The sequence below is a fragment of the Microcoleus sp. MOSTC5 genome, assembly GCF_036701825.1.
Classification (GTDB): Bacteria; Cyanobacteriota; Cyanobacteriia; order Cyanobacteriales; family Microcoleaceae; genus Microcoleus; species Microcoleus asticus.
Map to the genome: position 1 here is coordinate 96444 of NZ_JAUBRK010000023.1, position 15713 is coordinate 112156.

At 47.1% G+C, this 15713-nt stretch carries 13 protein-coding genes, 1 pseudogene and 1 CRISPR repeat array; of the genes and pseudogenes, 5 read left to right on the forward strand and 9 right to left on the reverse strand.

Annotation, left to right across the window (positions count from 1 at the left end; translation table 11 throughout):
• Positions 1-30: 30 nt before the first annotated feature.
• Positions 31-534: a hypothetical protein gene (locus tag QUA54_RS14975; protein WP_333415244.1), complete on the forward strand. Its 504-nt coding sequence runs from the start codon at positions 31-33 to the stop codon at positions 532-534.
• Positions 535-608: 74 nt separating this feature from the next.
• Complete coding sequence (locus QUA54_RS14980; protein WP_333415245.1) at positions 609-1754, forward strand: FAD-dependent monooxygenase; 1146 nt, start codon at positions 609-611, stop codon at positions 1752-1754.
• Positions 1755-1848: 94 nt separating this feature from the next.
• On the opposite strand, the gene QUA54_RS14985 is transcribed toward QUA54_RS14980, so the two are convergent.
• Positions 1849-2301: a retroviral-like aspartic protease family protein gene (locus QUA54_RS14985; protein WP_333415246.1), complete on the reverse strand. Its 453-nt coding sequence runs from the start codon at positions 2299-2301 to the stop codon at positions 1849-1851.
• A 109-nt stretch (positions 2302-2410) separates the two neighbouring features.
• Positions 2411-3448, reverse strand: a complete 1038-nt coding sequence (gene pdhA, locus QUA54_RS14990) for a pyruvate dehydrogenase (acetyl-transferring) E1 component subunit alpha (RefSeq protein WP_333415247.1) — start codon at positions 3446-3448, stop codon at positions 2411-2413.
• A gap of 446 nt (positions 3449-3894) precedes the next feature.
• Between pdhA and QUA54_RS14995 the strand changes: the two genes are divergently transcribed.
• Entirely contained in the window at positions 3895-6210 is a 2316-nt protein-coding gene (locus QUA54_RS14995) for an IMS domain-containing protein (protein ID WP_333415248.1), read from the forward strand.
• Positions 6211-6311: 101 nt separating this feature from the next.
• The gene (locus QUA54_RS15000) at positions 6312-7538 is read left to right on the forward strand and encodes a glycosyltransferase family 4 protein (protein ID WP_333415249.1); all 1227 of its coding nucleotides are present in this window, start codon (positions 6312-6314) and stop codon (positions 7536-7538) included.
• Between the two features lie 79 nt (positions 7539-7617).
• Positions 7618-9625: a CRISPR direct-repeat array (repeat unit 37 nt; unit sequence GTTTCAATCCCTGATAGGGTTTTAGGTTTTTTCCGGC).
• 252 nt (positions 9626-9877) lie between these two features.
• Here the strand turns inward: QUA54_RS15000 and cas2 are convergent.
• The 7 genes from cas2 to cas10d all read right to left on the reverse strand — a co-directional run bounded on the left by cas2 (position 9878) and on the right by cas10d (position 15407).
• Complete coding sequence (cas2, locus tag QUA54_RS15005; RefSeq protein ID WP_333415250.1) at positions 9878-10153, reverse strand: CRISPR-associated endonuclease Cas2; 276 nt, start codon at positions 10151-10153, stop codon at positions 9878-9880.
• 2 nt (positions 10154-10155) lie between these two features.
• The gene (gene cas1d, locus QUA54_RS15010) at positions 10156-11157 is read right to left on the reverse strand and encodes a type I-D CRISPR-associated endonuclease Cas1d (RefSeq protein WP_333415251.1); all 1002 of its coding nucleotides are present in this window, start codon (positions 11155-11157) and stop codon (positions 10156-10158) included.
• Between the two features lie 27 nt (positions 11158-11184).
• Positions 11185-11778: a CRISPR-associated protein Cas4 gene (gene cas4 / locus QUA54_RS15015; protein ID WP_333415252.1), complete on the reverse strand. Its 594-nt coding sequence runs from the start codon at positions 11776-11778 to the stop codon at positions 11185-11187.
• 168 nt (positions 11779-11946) lie between these two features.
• Positions 11947-12777, reverse strand: coding sequence for a CRISPR-associated endoribonuclease Cas6 (gene cas6 / locus QUA54_RS15020; RefSeq protein WP_333415253.1), 831 nt, complete (start codon positions 12775-12777; stop codon positions 11947-11949).
• Positions 12778-12868: 91 nt separating this feature from the next.
• Positions 12869-13576 (reverse strand): type I-D CRISPR-associated protein Cas5/Csc1, encoded by a 708-nt coding sequence (cas5d, locus tag QUA54_RS15025; RefSeq protein ID WP_333415254.1) that lies wholly within the window; start codon positions 13574-13576, stop codon positions 12869-12871.
• Between the two features lie 5 nt (positions 13577-13581).
• Positions 13582-14595, reverse strand: a complete 1014-nt coding sequence (gene cas7d, locus QUA54_RS15030; protein WP_333415255.1) for a type I-D CRISPR-associated protein Cas7/Csc2 — start codon at positions 14593-14595, stop codon at positions 13582-13584.
• 44 nt (positions 14596-14639) lie between these two features.
• Positions 14640-15407, reverse strand: coding sequence for a type I-D CRISPR-associated protein Cas10d/Csc3 (cas10d, locus tag QUA54_RS15035; protein WP_333415256.1), 768 nt, complete (start codon positions 15405-15407; stop codon positions 14640-14642).
• 114 nt (positions 15408-15521) lie between these two features.
• Between cas10d and QUA54_RS15040 the strand changes: the two are divergent.
• Positions 15522-15713, forward strand: a pseudogene (locus tag QUA54_RS15040) (IS5/IS1182 family transposase); the annotation flags it as partial.

Below are 15713 nucleotides of genomic sequence, written 5' to 3' on the forward strand. Positions count from 1 at the left end.
TATATCCATCTCAGGCGCGATCGACCCATCATGACCTGGAAAACGATACTTTCATTTATTGTCAGTGCAACAGTCCTGACTCTAATGAGCGGTTGGTTGATGGTCGCAAATCTGCTGCCGATTCAAGCCACGATCGACTACAGCGAGGCGGAGCGGAGCTTTGTGCAGATTTGGCTCCAGGTAGCGATCGTGATTGGCTTGCTCTTGCCTGGAGTTGCATTTTTGGTGTGGATACGTCACCCCAACCTGCGGGCTGTTTTTGGATTCTATTTGTTAGTTTTGGCAATTCAAATTGTCAGCGAGCAAATTTTCAGTCGCGTTTTTTCTTCTAGTATATTAGTCATCATCGGCCCCATTTACACCGCATTTCGAGTTTGGCAACTGTGGCAAAGTAAACACTTTTTAAGAAGCATCGGCGCTCCAAGCGGTAAGGTTGGCGATCGACTCGCGCATGGCTTACTATGGATACTGCTGTTGTTTTGGTCAGCAAACTTAATCTTCCTTCTAGTGATTGGCTGGTTGAGGATTTTATAACTCCATCTAGCACTAATGCAAAAAATCCAATTCCTCAAAATAAATCAGAAGTTTCAAGAAAGGTAATCAATCGAATGAACATTGCTATTGTCGGAGGTGGCATTGGCGGTTTAGCAACTGCGATCGCCCTGCTCAAACACGGATTTAACGTGCAAGTCTACGAGCGGGCACAGGCTTTGCTACCCATAGGTGCAGGTCTGACCTTGACCCCAAACGGATTAAATAGTATTGACGCCATTCACCCAGGGATCGTTGAGTTGTTGAAAAAAGCAGGCAGCCAAGTGAAAACGCTTACCCTGAAGCGAAGCACCGGAGAGACGATCGCATTGCAGCAGCTCACGACCATGCAGCAATATGGACAACCTCTGTTGAACATTCAGTGGTCGCGTCTGCAAGCCATCCTCGCATCGGTACTGCCGCCAGATATTATCAATCTCAATCATCGATGTATCGGTTTTCAGCAGGATGAAAACAGTGTTGAAACTCATTTTGAAAATGGAAAAACAGTCCAGTCAGACTTGCTGATTGGGGCAGATGGCATCAACTCTATCGTGAGGCAAAAGCTAATCGGTGATGGTTCTCCTCTCTATGCCGGTCGAATGTCTTGGCGTGCCGTAATTCAATATCCCCACGAATTGTTATCTCCTGAGTCAGCAACCTTAATCACGGCACCCGATGGCAAAAATATCGTCCTAATTGATGTGGGTGACGGTTACACCTTTTGGAGTGCCGGTGCACTATTAACAGACGATTCTGTTTGTCAACGTGCAACTGATACCAAGGCTCGTGTTTTGGAGATATTTGCAGAGTGGACAGAGCCTGTCGAGGCGATCCTCAAGGCAACCCCTGCGGATGACATTGTGGAGCGACCTATCTGTGACAGAACCCCGTTACCACGCTGGAGCTCTGGCAGAGTAACGCTTTTGGCAGATGCCGCTCATCCAGTTGTGCCATCTCTGGGGCAAGGAGCAAACAGCGCATTTGAGGACGCTTACGAACTTGCAGAATGCCTTTCTTCAGCACCTAGCATTGAAGCCGCCCTGGAGGCTTACGAGCACAGTCGCATCCCTCGCCTAGAAGCGATTTATACTCAAAGTGCCTATGAGGGGAAAGTCTCCTACAAGCCAGAGAGCGAGACAAGATTCCGCGAAATGATGAAGCCGTCGCAAATGAATCCAGATAAATTTCAAGAATGGCTCTACAGCTACAAGCCTGCGTAAACCGTTGAAGATGTGCTGATTAAAAATGCTGGCATCATGCCGCGACCGGCACTCGAACATAATAAATAAAGGAGGTATTTAAGCGTGATTTAGATTAAACTCTCAATACAGGCTTTTCGGGATTTTCGGGATTGGGAATTAGACGCTGATTTTGGCAATCTACTAGCAAATCTAAAGTTTCTAACACAGTTTGACCGATTAGCACCATATCGCCTAAAACCATTGCCGCCTCAATAGTTTCGCGCCCTTCTATTTCAATGATAACAGGTTCAGTCAATCCTACTGTTTCTTGTCTGCCATCAGCATATTTTGCTATTTCCTGACTCCGAATTCTTAAACCGAGCTGCTCTACTACATCCGCAGGTAACGCAGTTCTGACTGCGCCAGTATCTATGAGTGCTTCTGCTTCGTACACGCGCAACAGATTTGGATTGAGCACTCCTCGACTCACTAAGGCTTCATCAATGGCATTCGTTAGCTTGACTTTGACTCGAACTGCACCGATATTTTTGCTGCTTTGACTTCGATCGCGATCGAGATTTATCATATCGCCTCTCTTTTCGTCTAGAAAGTCTACCTTTGATTATAGCTTGAAATCCGTGCAGCCACAGGTGTTAACCTGTAGGCTGCAACCGCACGCAAAATATCTCTAAAGACTATTCATCTTCAGCATAGATAAATCGATACAATTCGCTCGGATCGGGTTCGGGGCTTTTCTCAGCAAAATCTACCGCATCATCAATTACTGCTTGAATCTTATTATCGATCTCTTTTAATTCTTCAGCAGTTGCCAAAGTTCGATCGATCAAATCAGCAGCCAACTTCTTAATCGGATCGCGGGGGAACCAATATTCCTTCTCTTCTTTAGAACGCAACTCGTCGGGATCTGCCAAAGAATGGCCGCGAAAACGATAAGTCAAAGCTTCGATCAAAGTCGGCCCTTCGCCGGCCCGCGCCCGCGCTACAGCTTCTTTCGCCACTTCCCGCACCGCCAAAACATCCATCCCGTCAACCTCGACGCCAACCATGCCAAAAGCATGAGCTTTCTTGTAAATCAGCGGGTCAGAAGTAGCTCGCTCGTGGGCCATCCCGATCGCCCATTTGTTGTTTTCGACAACATAAAGAATCGGCAACTTCCACAAAGCCGCCATATTCAAACACTCAAAAAACTGCCCGTTATTTGCAGCACCATCGCCAAAAAAACAAGCAGTTACCCCATCGGAACTCTCATCGCCCAAAGCTTCGCGCCGGTACTTCGATTGAAAAGCCGCCCCCGTAGCTACAGGAATCCCCTCAGCCACAAAAGCATAACCTCCCAACAGTCGGTGTTCGGCCGAAAACATATGCATCGAACCGCCGCGGCCCTTCGAGCAACCTGTTTCCTTCCCGAACAACTCCGCCATTACCTCTCGCGCCGGCACGCCCGCGCTCAAAGCGTGAACGTGATCGCGGTAGGTGCTGCTGACGTAATCGGTGTCATCCCGGCGCATCGATCGAATCACGCCAGTAGACACAGCTTCCTGACCGTTGTACAAGTGGACAAAACCAAACATTTTGCCCCGGTAGTACATCTCAGCACACTTGTCCTCAAAGTAGCGCCCCAAGACCATATCCTCGTAGAGCATCAAGCCCTCATCCCGAGAAATGTTTACGCTTTGCGCGTCAAAAACTGGTAAAGTCCGTTCCTGAACCATAAATAATTAATACCCGACGATCGGCTTCCTAGACATCTAAATTTAAACCCAGATGGGACACAACCGCAGCAGAAAACGATCGCACTTTTGCTCCGCAGCAGTTCACCAATTGTTAAAATGAGTTTGGCAGGCGGGGCCGATTGCCCGGACTCGGAGAACCAACTCCCATCTAAACCCCATGCCGACGAATGATATAATTCCATTACTCTCAAACCCGAAAATGCTCAAGAGTCAAACAACTCATTTAGCTCAGGGGCAGTGGGGCTTTCCATTTTCCTTGCTGTAAAACCCTGTAGAGGGAAAAAAATCACATTATCTCTACCGTAACTCCAACATACCGTGAATTGGGCGGTTGGAAGCCAACACCAGAATTTTTGATTTGGTTTGCGGGAGTATCTCACTTAAGATAGGCTAATTCAGTTGCTAGCGCTTTGGGGAAGTGGACAGTGTTAATTCCACTAGATTACTACCGGATTTTGGGTCTACCGATTCAAGCTACTGCCGAACAGTTGCAGCAGGCTCACCGCGATCGAACTTTACAGCTTCCGCGCAGGGAGTATTCCGAAGTTGCGATCGTGGCCCGCAAACAACTGCTCGATGAAGCCTGCGCCGTTCTGTCAGACTCAGACGAGCGCAAAGCTTACGATGCCAGTTTTTTAGCCAAAACTTACGATCGAGAGTCGGAAGCCGCACAGGAAGCCAAGCACCAGAGGTTGAAAACCTCAGCAGGCACGGCCACAGTCCTGCAAGACGCAGGAGAAACAGCTCCGGCAGAGTCCAAGCCTTTAGAGGCTGCTCCCGACCCCCACACTCCAAGTATTGAAATCGATGACAACCAATTCGTAGGAGCCCTGCTCATACTGCAAGAACTGGGGGAATACGAACTCGTACAGAAGCTGGGTCGCCCGTATCTTAACAATGGCAGCATCGCGATCGCAGAAGGTCGTTTCGGCGACCCCCAGCTCGTGCGGCCAGATATAGTTTTAACCGTCAGCCTTGCCTGTCTAGAACTCGGCCGCGAACAGTGGCAGCAAGGTCAGTACGAAAATGCCGCAAAATCATTAGAAGCAGGCCAAGAAGTGCTGCTGCGCGAAAGCCTATTTGCAAGCGTGAGGGGTGAAATGCAAGCCGACCTATACAAACTCCGTCCGTACAACATTTTAGAGCTACTATCCCTCCCTGAAGAAAAAGTCGCCGAGCGTCGCCGGGGACTGCAAATCCTGCGAGAAATGCTTCAAGAACGGGGCGGTATCGACGGCTCGGGAGACGATCGATCGGGTTTAGGAATAGAAGACTTCCTCCGCTTCGTGCAGCAATTGCGCAAACACCTAACCAGCAGCGAGCAGCAGACCCTATTTGAAGCCGAAGCCGGCCGCCCCTCCGCAGTCGCAACTTACCTCTCGGTCTACACCCTGTTAGCCCAAGGATTTGCCGCCAGACAGCCATCGATGATCCGTCGCGCCAAGCTCATGCTGATGCAGCTCGGCCGCCGCCAAGACGTTCACCTGGAAAAAGCCGTTTGTTCCCTGCTGCTGGGCCAGACAGAAGAAGCCAGCAGAGCCCTCGAACTCAGTTCGGAAAAAGAACCCCTCGCGTTCATTCGCGAACATTCCCAAGATTCTCCCGATTTGTTGCCGGGACTGTGCTTGTACGCCGAACACTGGCTGCAAGAGGAAGTGTTTCCCCACTTCCGCGACTTGGCCAACCAGTCAGTCTCTTTGAAAGATTACTTTGCCGACCCGAAAGTACAAGCTTACCTAGAAGCTTTGCCACAGGACGCAGAAACCGCCAACGAATGGGTCGTGGTGCAGCCCCGCTCGGGCAAGCCCGCGGCGCGGCTGCAACCGACAGCAGGCCGATCGCCCGCAGCAGTAACCCCACCATCCGCCCCGCAGGGAGCTAGTACCGTCACCTTGACCCCCGTACCGGCCGAGACCGAAACCGCAGCCTCAGGCCCGAAATTCCAGGCAACGGCTGCTGCGGCAGCAGGGCTCGCCGCCGTCTCTCTCCCGACAGCTACGGCGGGACAGCCCGCAGACTCAACTTCCAAGCATCGCAGGCGCCAACATTCAGGGCGCAGCGGAGCAACAGGCAAGGCGCTAACAGGCGATTTGGTCGATCGGGCGCGCACTAAGGCAGCAGAAATTTCCGCCCAAGTCAAGTCTATGCCTCGAAACAGACTGGCTCTGTTTCTAGTCGCAGGTGTCCTGAGCCTTTTACTGCTGTGGTTCATACTCAGTCTGTTGGCGAGCGCGATGCAAGCCCTCTCGGGCCCATCCCTGCAAGGAGAGCAAGCCCGCGTCGGGCTGGAAGCAGCGCCCGTAGAAATCCCGGCTGTTTCTGCGGCCCCAGAGCCTGGCACCGCGGCCCCCGTGTCGGGAGCAATCACTGAAGAATCAGCCGAACAAATAGTTCAAGGCTGGCTGTCGGCGAAAGCAGCGGCTTTGGGCCCCAACCACACTGTGGAAGAATTAAAGCAAGTTCTGACAGAACCGGCTTTGTCTCGCTGGCAATTGATGGCAGACGCTCAAGAGCGAAACAACGCGCATCAGCGTTACGTACACAAGCTGCAAGTTAATGGAGTTAAGACGAATCCGACTAATCCCGATCGCGCCCAAGTAGAAGCCCAAGTAGCGGAAAAAGCCGAAGTGTTCGATCGCGATCAGCTTGTTTCTTCCCGCAACGAAAACCTCCGGGTGCGCTACGACTTGATCCGCCAAGACGGACAGTGGCGGATTATGGATTGGCAAGTGATTAAGTAAGGAATTGGTAATTGGTAATTGGTAATTTCTGCTTGCTAGTTGCTAATTACCAATTTCTGATTGTTAGTTAAATTTTTAATCCCAAAAGCTGGAGTTTTAAATTGCAGATTATTGTTGAAGGCTGGCGTTTTATTTATCATTCCTATTGCGTAGCCAATCAATTTCAACTGCTGGAAATGCACGCGCGGCGCAGCTATCCCGTAGGGAATCGCCCGCGAGGACAAATTGAGCTTTTCCACCGCGATATGCCTTACATAGACGCAGCTTGGGAGACGAAAATTAGTTTGTTCGATCGCCCAAATGAAACATTACTCCGCAGCATTAAGAGCCCTGCCGCAAATCAGTCAGCGGATGTTACCCTGCGAATGTACTGCCCGTGGGACTTCTCGGGCTCTAGCAGCGCCGCAACTTGGGTATTTGCAGCGACAGAATGGGGGATTGTTACGAGTACAGTATTGCAGGCGATGGGGGTTAAGTCGATCGCCCAAACCCCGGTTAATTCAGAAACCAAAATTATTACACCGTCGGCGTGGTCAAAAGCTGGCTTAATTCGCAGCGGTGTTGAAGCCGATCGCATAGCCGTCGTACCTTTGGGAGTCGATCCTAAGATTTATTATCCTGTCTCGGGCGATCGGCGTCAATCGCTGCGCCAAAGCTTTGGCTGGTCAAACTATTTTATATTTTTAAACATCGGAGGGCAAACGGATCGCAAAGGTATTCGCCCTTTATTAAAAGCCTTCGCTGCGGTAGTTGACAAATATCCAGATGCGAGATTGGTTTTAAAAGGTTCTGAACTGCTTTATCCGTCGAGACACGAGATTGCTGAAGCCAGCCGAGTTGTGCTCGACGATGCCGAAAGAGCGAGAGTTTTACCGAGATTAATTTATACTGGCAGCCAGCTATCTTTTGCTCAAATAGCTGAGTTTTACCAAGCAGCAGATGCTTATGTTTCTCCCTATTTGGCAGAAGGTTTTAATCTGCCGGTGTTGGAAGCTGCAGCTTGCGGTTTGCCGGTTATTTGCACGCAGGGCGGCCCTACGGATGATTTTACGCGATCGGACTTTGCACTGCGGATTGAGAGTAAATTGACGGCTGTGGCGAGCGATGGGGAAACCTTATTTATCCTAGCTCCTGAGTGGGAACATTTGACTGATTTGATGCGCATAGCGATCGAGCAGCCTGGTATAGCTGCGAAAGCTAGGTTTGCGGGCCCGGGTTTTGTTGCTGAAAATTTTACTTGGAGGCGCGTAGTCGATCGATTGTTTGAGGTTATGGGAGGAGATAAAAAGAGAGAGGAGAAGTCTATTTTTGAGCCAATAATTTTGTAGTTTGGGCGTTTCAAGCCCTAGATGGGGAAATAGGTTTTTTCCGGCTCTGGCGTAGTTGTCTTACTTTTTGCTTTCATGGGTTTCAATCCCTGATAGGGTTTTAGGTTTTTTCCGGCCTTTAAATGGCAGATTATACTTTCCACTCGCTCGTCGGTTTCAATCCCTGATAGGGTTTTAGGTTTTTTCCGGCCAAAAGGCGCTCAAGTCGGGCTTGGAGTTGGAATCGGTTTCAATCCCTGATAGGGTTTTAGGTTTTTTCCGGCGCGGGCAAATCGTAGCCCCAATGCTGGTTTACCCCGTGTTTCAATCCCTGATAGGGTTTTAGGTTTTTTCCGGCGCAAGGGATGGTGGTTTGTTTGGATCACTGCCGTTTCAATCCCTGATAGGGTTTTAGGTTTTTTCCGGCCTCAATGTCAGGGATTTGGCTTGCTCCGATCGCAACAGGTTTCAATCCCTGATAGGGTTTTAGGTTTTTTCCGGCCTCATCTGATTGCTTGCGAGGTATTCTTCCACCTCATCGTTTCAATCCCTGATAGGGTTTTAGGTTTTTTCCGGCGTAGGCAGGTAGATAAAATTGCAAGGTTTTCATCTCGTTTCAATCCCTGATAGGGTTTTAGGTTTTTTCCGGCGTTATTCTTCGCCGTAAACATCCACATTTAAAATTTAAGGTTTCAATCCCTGATAGGGTTTTAGGTTTTTTCCGGCTTGCCTTCGATTCTGTGTCCGTAGCGCTGACCGGGAAAGTTTCAATCCCTGATAGGGTTTTAGGTTTTTTCCGGCAGTGTTATTTTAACGGGCATTCCTGGTTCTAGTTTAGTTTCAATCCCTGATAGGGTTTTAGGTTTTTTCCGGCCTGAAAGATACCGTGGGTTGCCAGATAAATTTATTGAGTTTCAATCCCTGATAGGGTTTTAGGTTTTTTCCGGCGTTACTAATCCTCCTGCCAGTACCATGATTTTTTTATCTGTTTCAATCCCTGATAGGGTTTTAGGTTTTTTCCGGCTTGGGTGATTCATAAGCTGCTGCTGCGAGATTTGGAGTTTCAATCCCTGATAGGGTTTTAGGTTTTTTCCGGCGGTTCCCATTCTCCAAATAAGAATGCAGCTATCGGTTTCAATCCCTGATAGGGTTTTAGGTTTTTTCCGGCCTTTCGTACTTGTCAATCTCTGGAATCCAATACCAGGTTTCAATCCCTGATAGGGTTTTAGGTTTTTTCCGGCCCACGGATGCAACTGGCACGAAAAGATGGCACTGGCGTTTCAATCCCTGATAGGGTTTTAGGTTTTTTCCGGCCCCTACGATAAAAAAAACGGAAATGATTGCGTAGAATGTTTCAATCCCTGATAGGGTTTTAGGTTTTTTCCGGCTAATTCAGTTGCGTTACCGTGGCTGCCTGGAATGTTTCAATCCCTGATAGGGTTTTAGGTTTTTTCCGGCGTGGAATGCTGATAAAACTTTAGCTTCTAACAAGTTTCAATCCCTGATAGGGTTTTAGGTTTTTTCCGGCTTCATGAATGATTCTTGGGGGTTCGATTGTTCCGTTTCAATCCCTGATAGGGTTTTAGGTTTTTTCCGGCTTATAAAAACCAATGCCTAAATCACCCAAAATCAAGTTTCAATCCCTGATAGGGTTTTAGGTTTTTTCCGGCAGGCCCAAATTCGTAGCTTTTTCCTTGAGTGTCGTGAGTTTCAATCCCTGATAGGGTTTTAGGTTTTTTCCGGCTCGAATTCACTCTAGCTATAGCGCTATCCCTTTCTGCGTTTCAATCCCTGATAGGGTTTTAGGTTTTTTCCGGCACAGAGTTGCGGTGCTGCTGCTAAATCTTTGGAAGCGTTTAGTTTCAATCCCTGATAGGGTTTTAGGTTTTTTCCGGCATAGAATTAGACATACCTGATGTCTCAATCTTTAGTTTCAATCCCTGATAGGGTTTTAGGTTTTTTCCGGCTGAAGCTATAGACGCGGTAATTAAAGTTTTGAAAGTTTCAATCCCTGATAGGGTTTTAGGTTTTTTCCGGCCTGGTTTCTTGAGGAAGTAGCTAAGCGTTATAAGTTTCAATCCCTGATAGGGTTTTAGGTTTTTTCCGGCCAGCCCGTTCCAGAAGCCTTGCTGTATTTGGTTTTCAAGGTGCAGTTCCGTAAATCTCAAACAAAAGTACCATTCCAGCCTGCGGCTTGTCAATACCAAAAAATTCATACTCACTCCAAAACTTTATCCTGTAAAGCTTTCACAATTTCGGTGAAGCGTTTTTTCAGAGGAGGGGCATCAAACTCTTGCTGCACGTGAGTTTGAGCGGAAAAATTTGATACCCCGATTTTAACACCTACCCATTCACGGAAACTAAGCAAAAAATATAGTGCGATCGGCTGGCACTACCCCACCAATGCGTTGGATCTTACCCTGACAGCAAGCGCACAGCGGGAAAAACAAAATACTGTCTTCGTTCGGTTTGATGACTTTGTTCAGGCGCGATCGCAACTTAGCATACTGAGTCTCGCTCAAATCAGCACACTCAAACACACTGTACTGCATCCACTGCCCATAGGATTTCAGCATTTTGTGAATCTTTGTCCGCCGCTTGTCTTCCGAAATATCGTAAGAAATCAGAATGTGCATATCTAGTACAAAACTAAAGGTGGATATTTGTCAATTTCGCCCATCAAATATTTCGCCAACAGCCGCCCTTGAATTTCAAATGCTTCTTGATAGGTACACTTGCGTTTCAAAACAGGATGCTTAAACTCAGACTGCTTTTTCTTTTCATACAACTTCAGAAACTCTTTCCGTCCCGTTTCCGACAGTCGCACCACATTACTCAGAGGTTCCACAGTAAAATCATTCAGCGTCAGAATCCGGCGGTTAATCGCATTCAAAATGATACTGTCTGCTACCAAAGGGCGGAACTCTTCCATCAAATCAAATGCTAAACCCACGCGGCCGTAGCGCTGCATATGAAGGTATCCTAAATAAGGGTCAAATCCCACAATATTAATCGCGCTTTGCACATCGTGACGCAGCAGCGTGTAAGCAAAATTCATCAAAGAATTCACCGGATCGGTAGCAGGGCGGTGTCGCGGTCGAAACACAAAGCCTTCCGCGCGAATTAATTGGTTGAAAACCCTGAAATATGCCGCACTTCCAGCACCTTCCTGTGCGCGCAAGGAGTCTATATTGTCAGTTTTGTCAAGTTTGGCGATCGCATTGGAAATCTGCATAATTGCCGAAGCTAAATTGATTTCCGAATGTTCCCGCTGAGTTTGAGATAAACTGCTGCGATAATTCTTCAATTTACCCCGAATAAAACCCCGAACAACATGAATAGCTTGCGGAGTTTCCCCTGCCGCTTTCCACTGAGCATTGCGAACGAAAATGTTTTTACTTAATTCCGGTTCCAGCTTACCCAAATAGTGACCCGTATCGGTGATAAAAGTCAGAGGAATTTTCCGTTGTAGCAATTCTGCGATCGCCGCCGGGGAAATAGTCGCCCGTCCCAAAATCACCACTCCATCTAAATGAATCAAAGGCACATCCTGTAATATTTGATTTTTTGCCTTGACATTGAGGCGTTCATCTGTTTTCCCAATAAACACATCATCTTGATTGATATACAGTGTCCCCACGATTGACTCCTAAATTTGTAGTTTGGATTAATTAGCTTCTTGATAGCGCAGGACTTTCTCAGCAGCTTGCGGCAAACATTGCTGATAAAGGCTGCAACCTTGACAGCGTTTGCTATAATTAGATGGAGGCATTGTGCCTGTTTGCAGCAAAAATTGGATAGCGGTGATAGTGGCGATCGCCTCCTGTTTCAACCCCTCAGAAATCTCCACTAATTGCCGCTGATGCGACTGCGCGTAATACACATATCCAGTCGCAATAGTTTTCCCCGTCATCTCCTCCAAACAAAGCGCTTGAGCGCAAACTTGCAACTCGTCGTTATCCCATTCTCCCTTCCGTCCCCGCTTGTATTCCACGGGATAAATCTCACCCTCAGCCGACTCAATCAAATCCGATTTACCAATCAGTTTGTAGCGCTCAGACTTCAGCCAAATTGCCCGAACCTGCCAAGTTTCATCGCGGTTAATCTCGCCCATCGTGTGAACGCGATCGTGCAAGCTCGTCCCTTCAATGGTATACTGATTGTCCGCGAATTCGCCCGCACAAAACATCCGCCAACAGCGGTGAGCGCAATAGGAATATTGGTTGAGAGATGCAATAGAAATGTAATCAAAATCATTCATAATTCCAAGGGTTTATAATAGATTTAACTGGTTCCCAGGCTCTGCCTGGTAACACAGAACCGGAGGCTCTGCCTCCAATTTTCCTCCGCAAGCAAGCGAGGCAGAGCCTCTGGATATCGGTTCCCAGGCAGAGCCTAGGAACCAGTTAAATCGCTTTGCTGCATTCGGTTATTTTTTAACAACTATTCGCCTAGTCATTCCCATCCCCATCGGAGTTTTCCTCCCCACCCCGCAGTAAACAGCAAAATCAGCCAAAGCATTAACTTGCTTGATCGCTAAAGGCTCGACATCTCCCAAAATCCGATAACTAACCTCCCCAACCATGCCGACAAAATTGCTTTCATAGTTAGTCAACTTTTCACTTCGGATATTGACAAATGTCGAGAAAAGTGCATCGAAGGAAAGATCGGGAATTGCGATCGGGCTGTACTTATTCCACCGACTGAGGAGACTGTTAAAAACGCAATCTCTAGTAGGAATCACCGAATCAAATTTCCCCTGCCTAAAGGTAGTAGGAGTCGCAAAACTGAAGGCAATTAAACGATTAGTTTCGGAAGCGCGATCGTACAATTGAGAGTAATCGCAAGCATTAGCCCAAGGCTGATCTACTTGGGGCGTTCCGAGAATCTTAGTAATCATAAAATCGGCTGGCCCTAGATGCCACGGCTTCGACGGATTGAGATTCAGCCAAAGGTTAGTTAATTTGCCAAATAAAGTGTCATCAAGCAGAGTAATCCGCCACCAACAGAGGGTGTGTTCTGGAATCGGTTCTGCGTGTTCCCATTGGAGGAAATGGTGTTTTTTGAAAGGGCATTTTTTAGTTTGCAAAGGGCTGAGGGTGAAAGATTTTTGGGCGGCGGCATCGTGGAGGCGATCGCCGAGTTTTTTGTCAACGGAGCTCACGAGGGTGAGGAAGAGGGCGTGCAGGTGTCTTCCGGTGAGGTATCCGGGGGGAATTGGGGCCAGGGGAAGAATGTTGAGGACGAGGCTGTGTGGCATAATTGGTTAATGGTTAATGCTTAAAATTGGTTTAAATTTTATCGTTCCCAGGTTCTACCTGGGAACGCATTTCTAGAGGCTCTGCCTCCTATTAATCGGCTCGAAAGCGGTATTCCATACACGCCGGAATTTTGAGTTTGTCAAACTCGTAATATCGCCCTAGGATTTTGACATTTTGGATGAGGCTAACCGGAGGCATATTAATCACATCGTAGCTAATCACTTGATGGGAAAACATCACATCTAAAGGGTTGAGAAGATAGGGAAAAATGAAGTTTGTTTCTGAGGGCGATCGCTTCACTTCCTTCTGTTCTACAATTTCAACTGCTGCTTTGCTCATCCACTTTCCCAACCGTATCCACTTTGCCAGTTTGAGAGACTTATCTGAGATTAGGAAAAACTCAAATTTGCTTTCCGGCGCAATTTCTTTGGTTCTGCCAAAACTAGGGATATTTTTCTGAGTTTTCTCCATCTCAACGTGATAGTTGTTGTTGGCGTATTTCCAAGTATTGAGAGTGGAAGAGTGAGAAATAGAACGCCCCGGAGTAACATAAATCCCCTGTTCGTTGAGCGCCGTTAAATGCGGCTCGTATTTAGGAACTTGTTCGGGACAGAAATAGCGATAGGAATGTTCTTCAGAAACGGTGGTGGAATAGATTTCGCTATCCACCAAACCGAGGGCGTAACAAAGCGCGTAATTGTGAATTACAGGCTCTGTTTCGTAAAGTCTCCCTATCTCGCGAGTTGCAAAATAAAGGCTATCGTGCAACTCGATTTGACAGCGGTAAATAAAAGCCACGATCTTTACTCCGTAGGTGCAACTGCTTTTTTACCTTTCTTGCCTTTTTCAGAACTCTTTAAGATATTTTTCTGAGCGTAAGCTGTTGATTCTGTATTGGCTTGAGTCAGCATTGCTTGCAGTTTAGTTTCATCACTGGAAATCGATTTAACTTCTGCCAAAAGGCTATTAAAAGCTTCGCCGAGAAAATCGCGGTGCGAGATGCACTCTCCATCCATCAGTTCAGAAATTGCTCGATTCGCATGAGTCAAAACATCATCTTCATTGAGAGGATCTGGGGGATTAATTTTGCCCGCACTGCTCATCAAATCGTAGATTTTTTGCGTCCACCGCAGATTGCTAACAATCTCGCCATCAGCAAAAATCACTCCGATCAATTCATTGCGAACTCGACCCGTGCGAGTAGTTTGCGCCCCGTAGTGCCGCGTTCGGAGAATGTTATTAAAAACGTAGATAAAACCTGTTTCTGTCGGGTCTTTCAACGTTACAATGCTGGGAAAAAAAACTTGAGGCAAAATGTGGTCTTGACTGTTAATGCGACTGGTAACTTCCCCCTGACGGCTCATTGTTCCACTTTCAAACGGTGCATTGAGGGTGAAATTGAGGTGAGAATCGTCGAAAGGAGTGATGGAATAAGCAGTGTCTACAACTACCTTGGATTTCTCAGAACCCGAATCGCCGATCGCAAAACCGTACAAAATACAATCAGGAGTAGTTTTGCTGAAATCAACGTTGTAGTCGCACTTTTCCCAGTCGCCAATTTTGTAGTTTCGCAGCAATTCCCGTCCTGTTAAACGTTCGGGTGTAGACTGTTTCCGCTTAAACATTGCTAAACGGCTGATGTGCGTTTTGTCTTCAATTCCAGCACTTACCCTTGCTTTATTCAATTCGCCGTCTGTCTGAAATAACGGGTAAGACTCGGTGACTCGAATGGTGATGAAGTGAGCATATTTTCCCATCGGTTTTGCAGGAATTTCATCGTGGAAAAATTTAGAATCGAGGCTTTTCAAAAATTTCATGGTTTGTTTCTCCAGTACAAGTTGATTGCAAAAATAAGGACAATTTAGGAGGATTGTGTTTCTGTTTCGGGAACTTCATCAGGTTCCTCCTGCTTGCGCTCCCTGCGTTCTTTGTCATCTTCCAAGCGATAAAGGTAATCGCAAGTATCCCGGATTAAGTTGAGTTGAGTGCCTGCTAAACGCGCGCGATCGCCTTTTAAACTCCCATCAAAAATCACCTCCACAAAATACTTAGCAAAATCATAAATTGCTTGCCGTTCTTCCTCAGAATTCAAAGCAGGTTTCCACTTCCCATCAACAAAAGTAAGTGTCGGTTTTCCTTCCGCCGCCCGCCGCCGCACATTATGCATCAGCCTTGATAAACGTCCCCCCACAATATCTGTTAAAGATTCAGTATTGTTGGCTAAAGATTTATCAAGTTTCAGAATAACATCAGCAGCTTCGTCAATAGGTTTCAGCACCGCATTAGCTTTCGCATATTGACTTTTTGCCCGATAAAAGCGGCGGTACAGTTCGGTCAGTTCTCGCATTTGATTCACGGTTTTTCCCTCCGGTTCAAAGTAGTAGTAAAAATTTAGGTACAGGCGGATTTTGGCAATAGGTACGGACTCAAGTTTGTCTTGTTTCCGCAGCCATTTATTCAGGTAGTGAAAGACATAAAGAGGACTGGTTTCTAAATCGCGTGCTAAATCTGACAATTTCCCCCAGTCGGGATTGCCATCTTTTTTGCGGTTGACTTCTAAGTGAATGCAGTAAGCAGCACTTAGAGCATTTAGCGGTGAAAATTTAGGCGGATTTGATGGCGGAGGCAAAATGCTGTCTAGGGCGTCGGTTCAGTATTAGGAGTTGACAAAAAAGACTGAAAATGATATGTGAATTGAGAAGCCTGTTAAATTCTCATCGATCGGGAAAAAGAAAGAAACCTTATGCGTCCTCCCTTATGGCATCCTCCAGTTGAACTCTCAGACGCTGAAGCGTCGATCGTCAAACGCATTAAACGAGCCAAGTTATTCACGTTTCTTCGATTGAATCGTTCATTCATATTTAATGATGAGTTTCAAGAAGAACTTGCTACAATTTTTAAAGACAGCACAGTGGGTCAGGGTCCAGTTCCTCCT

Excerpts from the sequence above, each read along its gene's own strand:
- cas7d (WP_333415255.1), bottom strand. The coding sequence starts at position 14,595 with ATGAAATTTTTGAAAAGCCTCGATTCTAAATTTTTCCACGATGAAATT.
- QUA54_RS14980 (WP_333415245.1), top strand. The coding sequence starts at position 609 with ATGAACATTGCTATTGTCGGAGGTGGCATTGGCGGTTTAGCAACTGCG.
- cas6 (WP_333415253.1), bottom strand. The coding sequence starts at position 12,777 with ATGCCACACAGCCTCGTCCTCAACATTCTTCCCCTGGCCCCAATTCCC.
- QUA54_RS14985 (WP_333415246.1), bottom strand. The coding sequence starts at position 2,301 with ATGATAAATCTCGATCGCGATCGAAGTCAAAGCAGCAAAAATATCGGT.
- cas4 (WP_333415252.1), bottom strand. The coding sequence starts at position 11,778 with ATGAATGATTTTGATTACATTTCTATTGCATCTCTCAACCAATATTCC.
- pdhA (WP_333415247.1), bottom strand. The coding sequence starts at position 3,448 with ATGGTTCAGGAACGGACTTTACCAGTTTTTGACGCGCAAAGCGTAAAC.
- cas2 (WP_333415250.1), bottom strand. The coding sequence starts at position 10,153 with ATGCACATTCTGATTTCTTACGATATTTCGGAAGACAAGCGGCGGACA.
- QUA54_RS14975 (WP_333415244.1), top strand. The coding sequence starts at position 31 with ATGACCTGGAAAACGATACTTTCATTTATTGTCAGTGCAACAGTCCTG.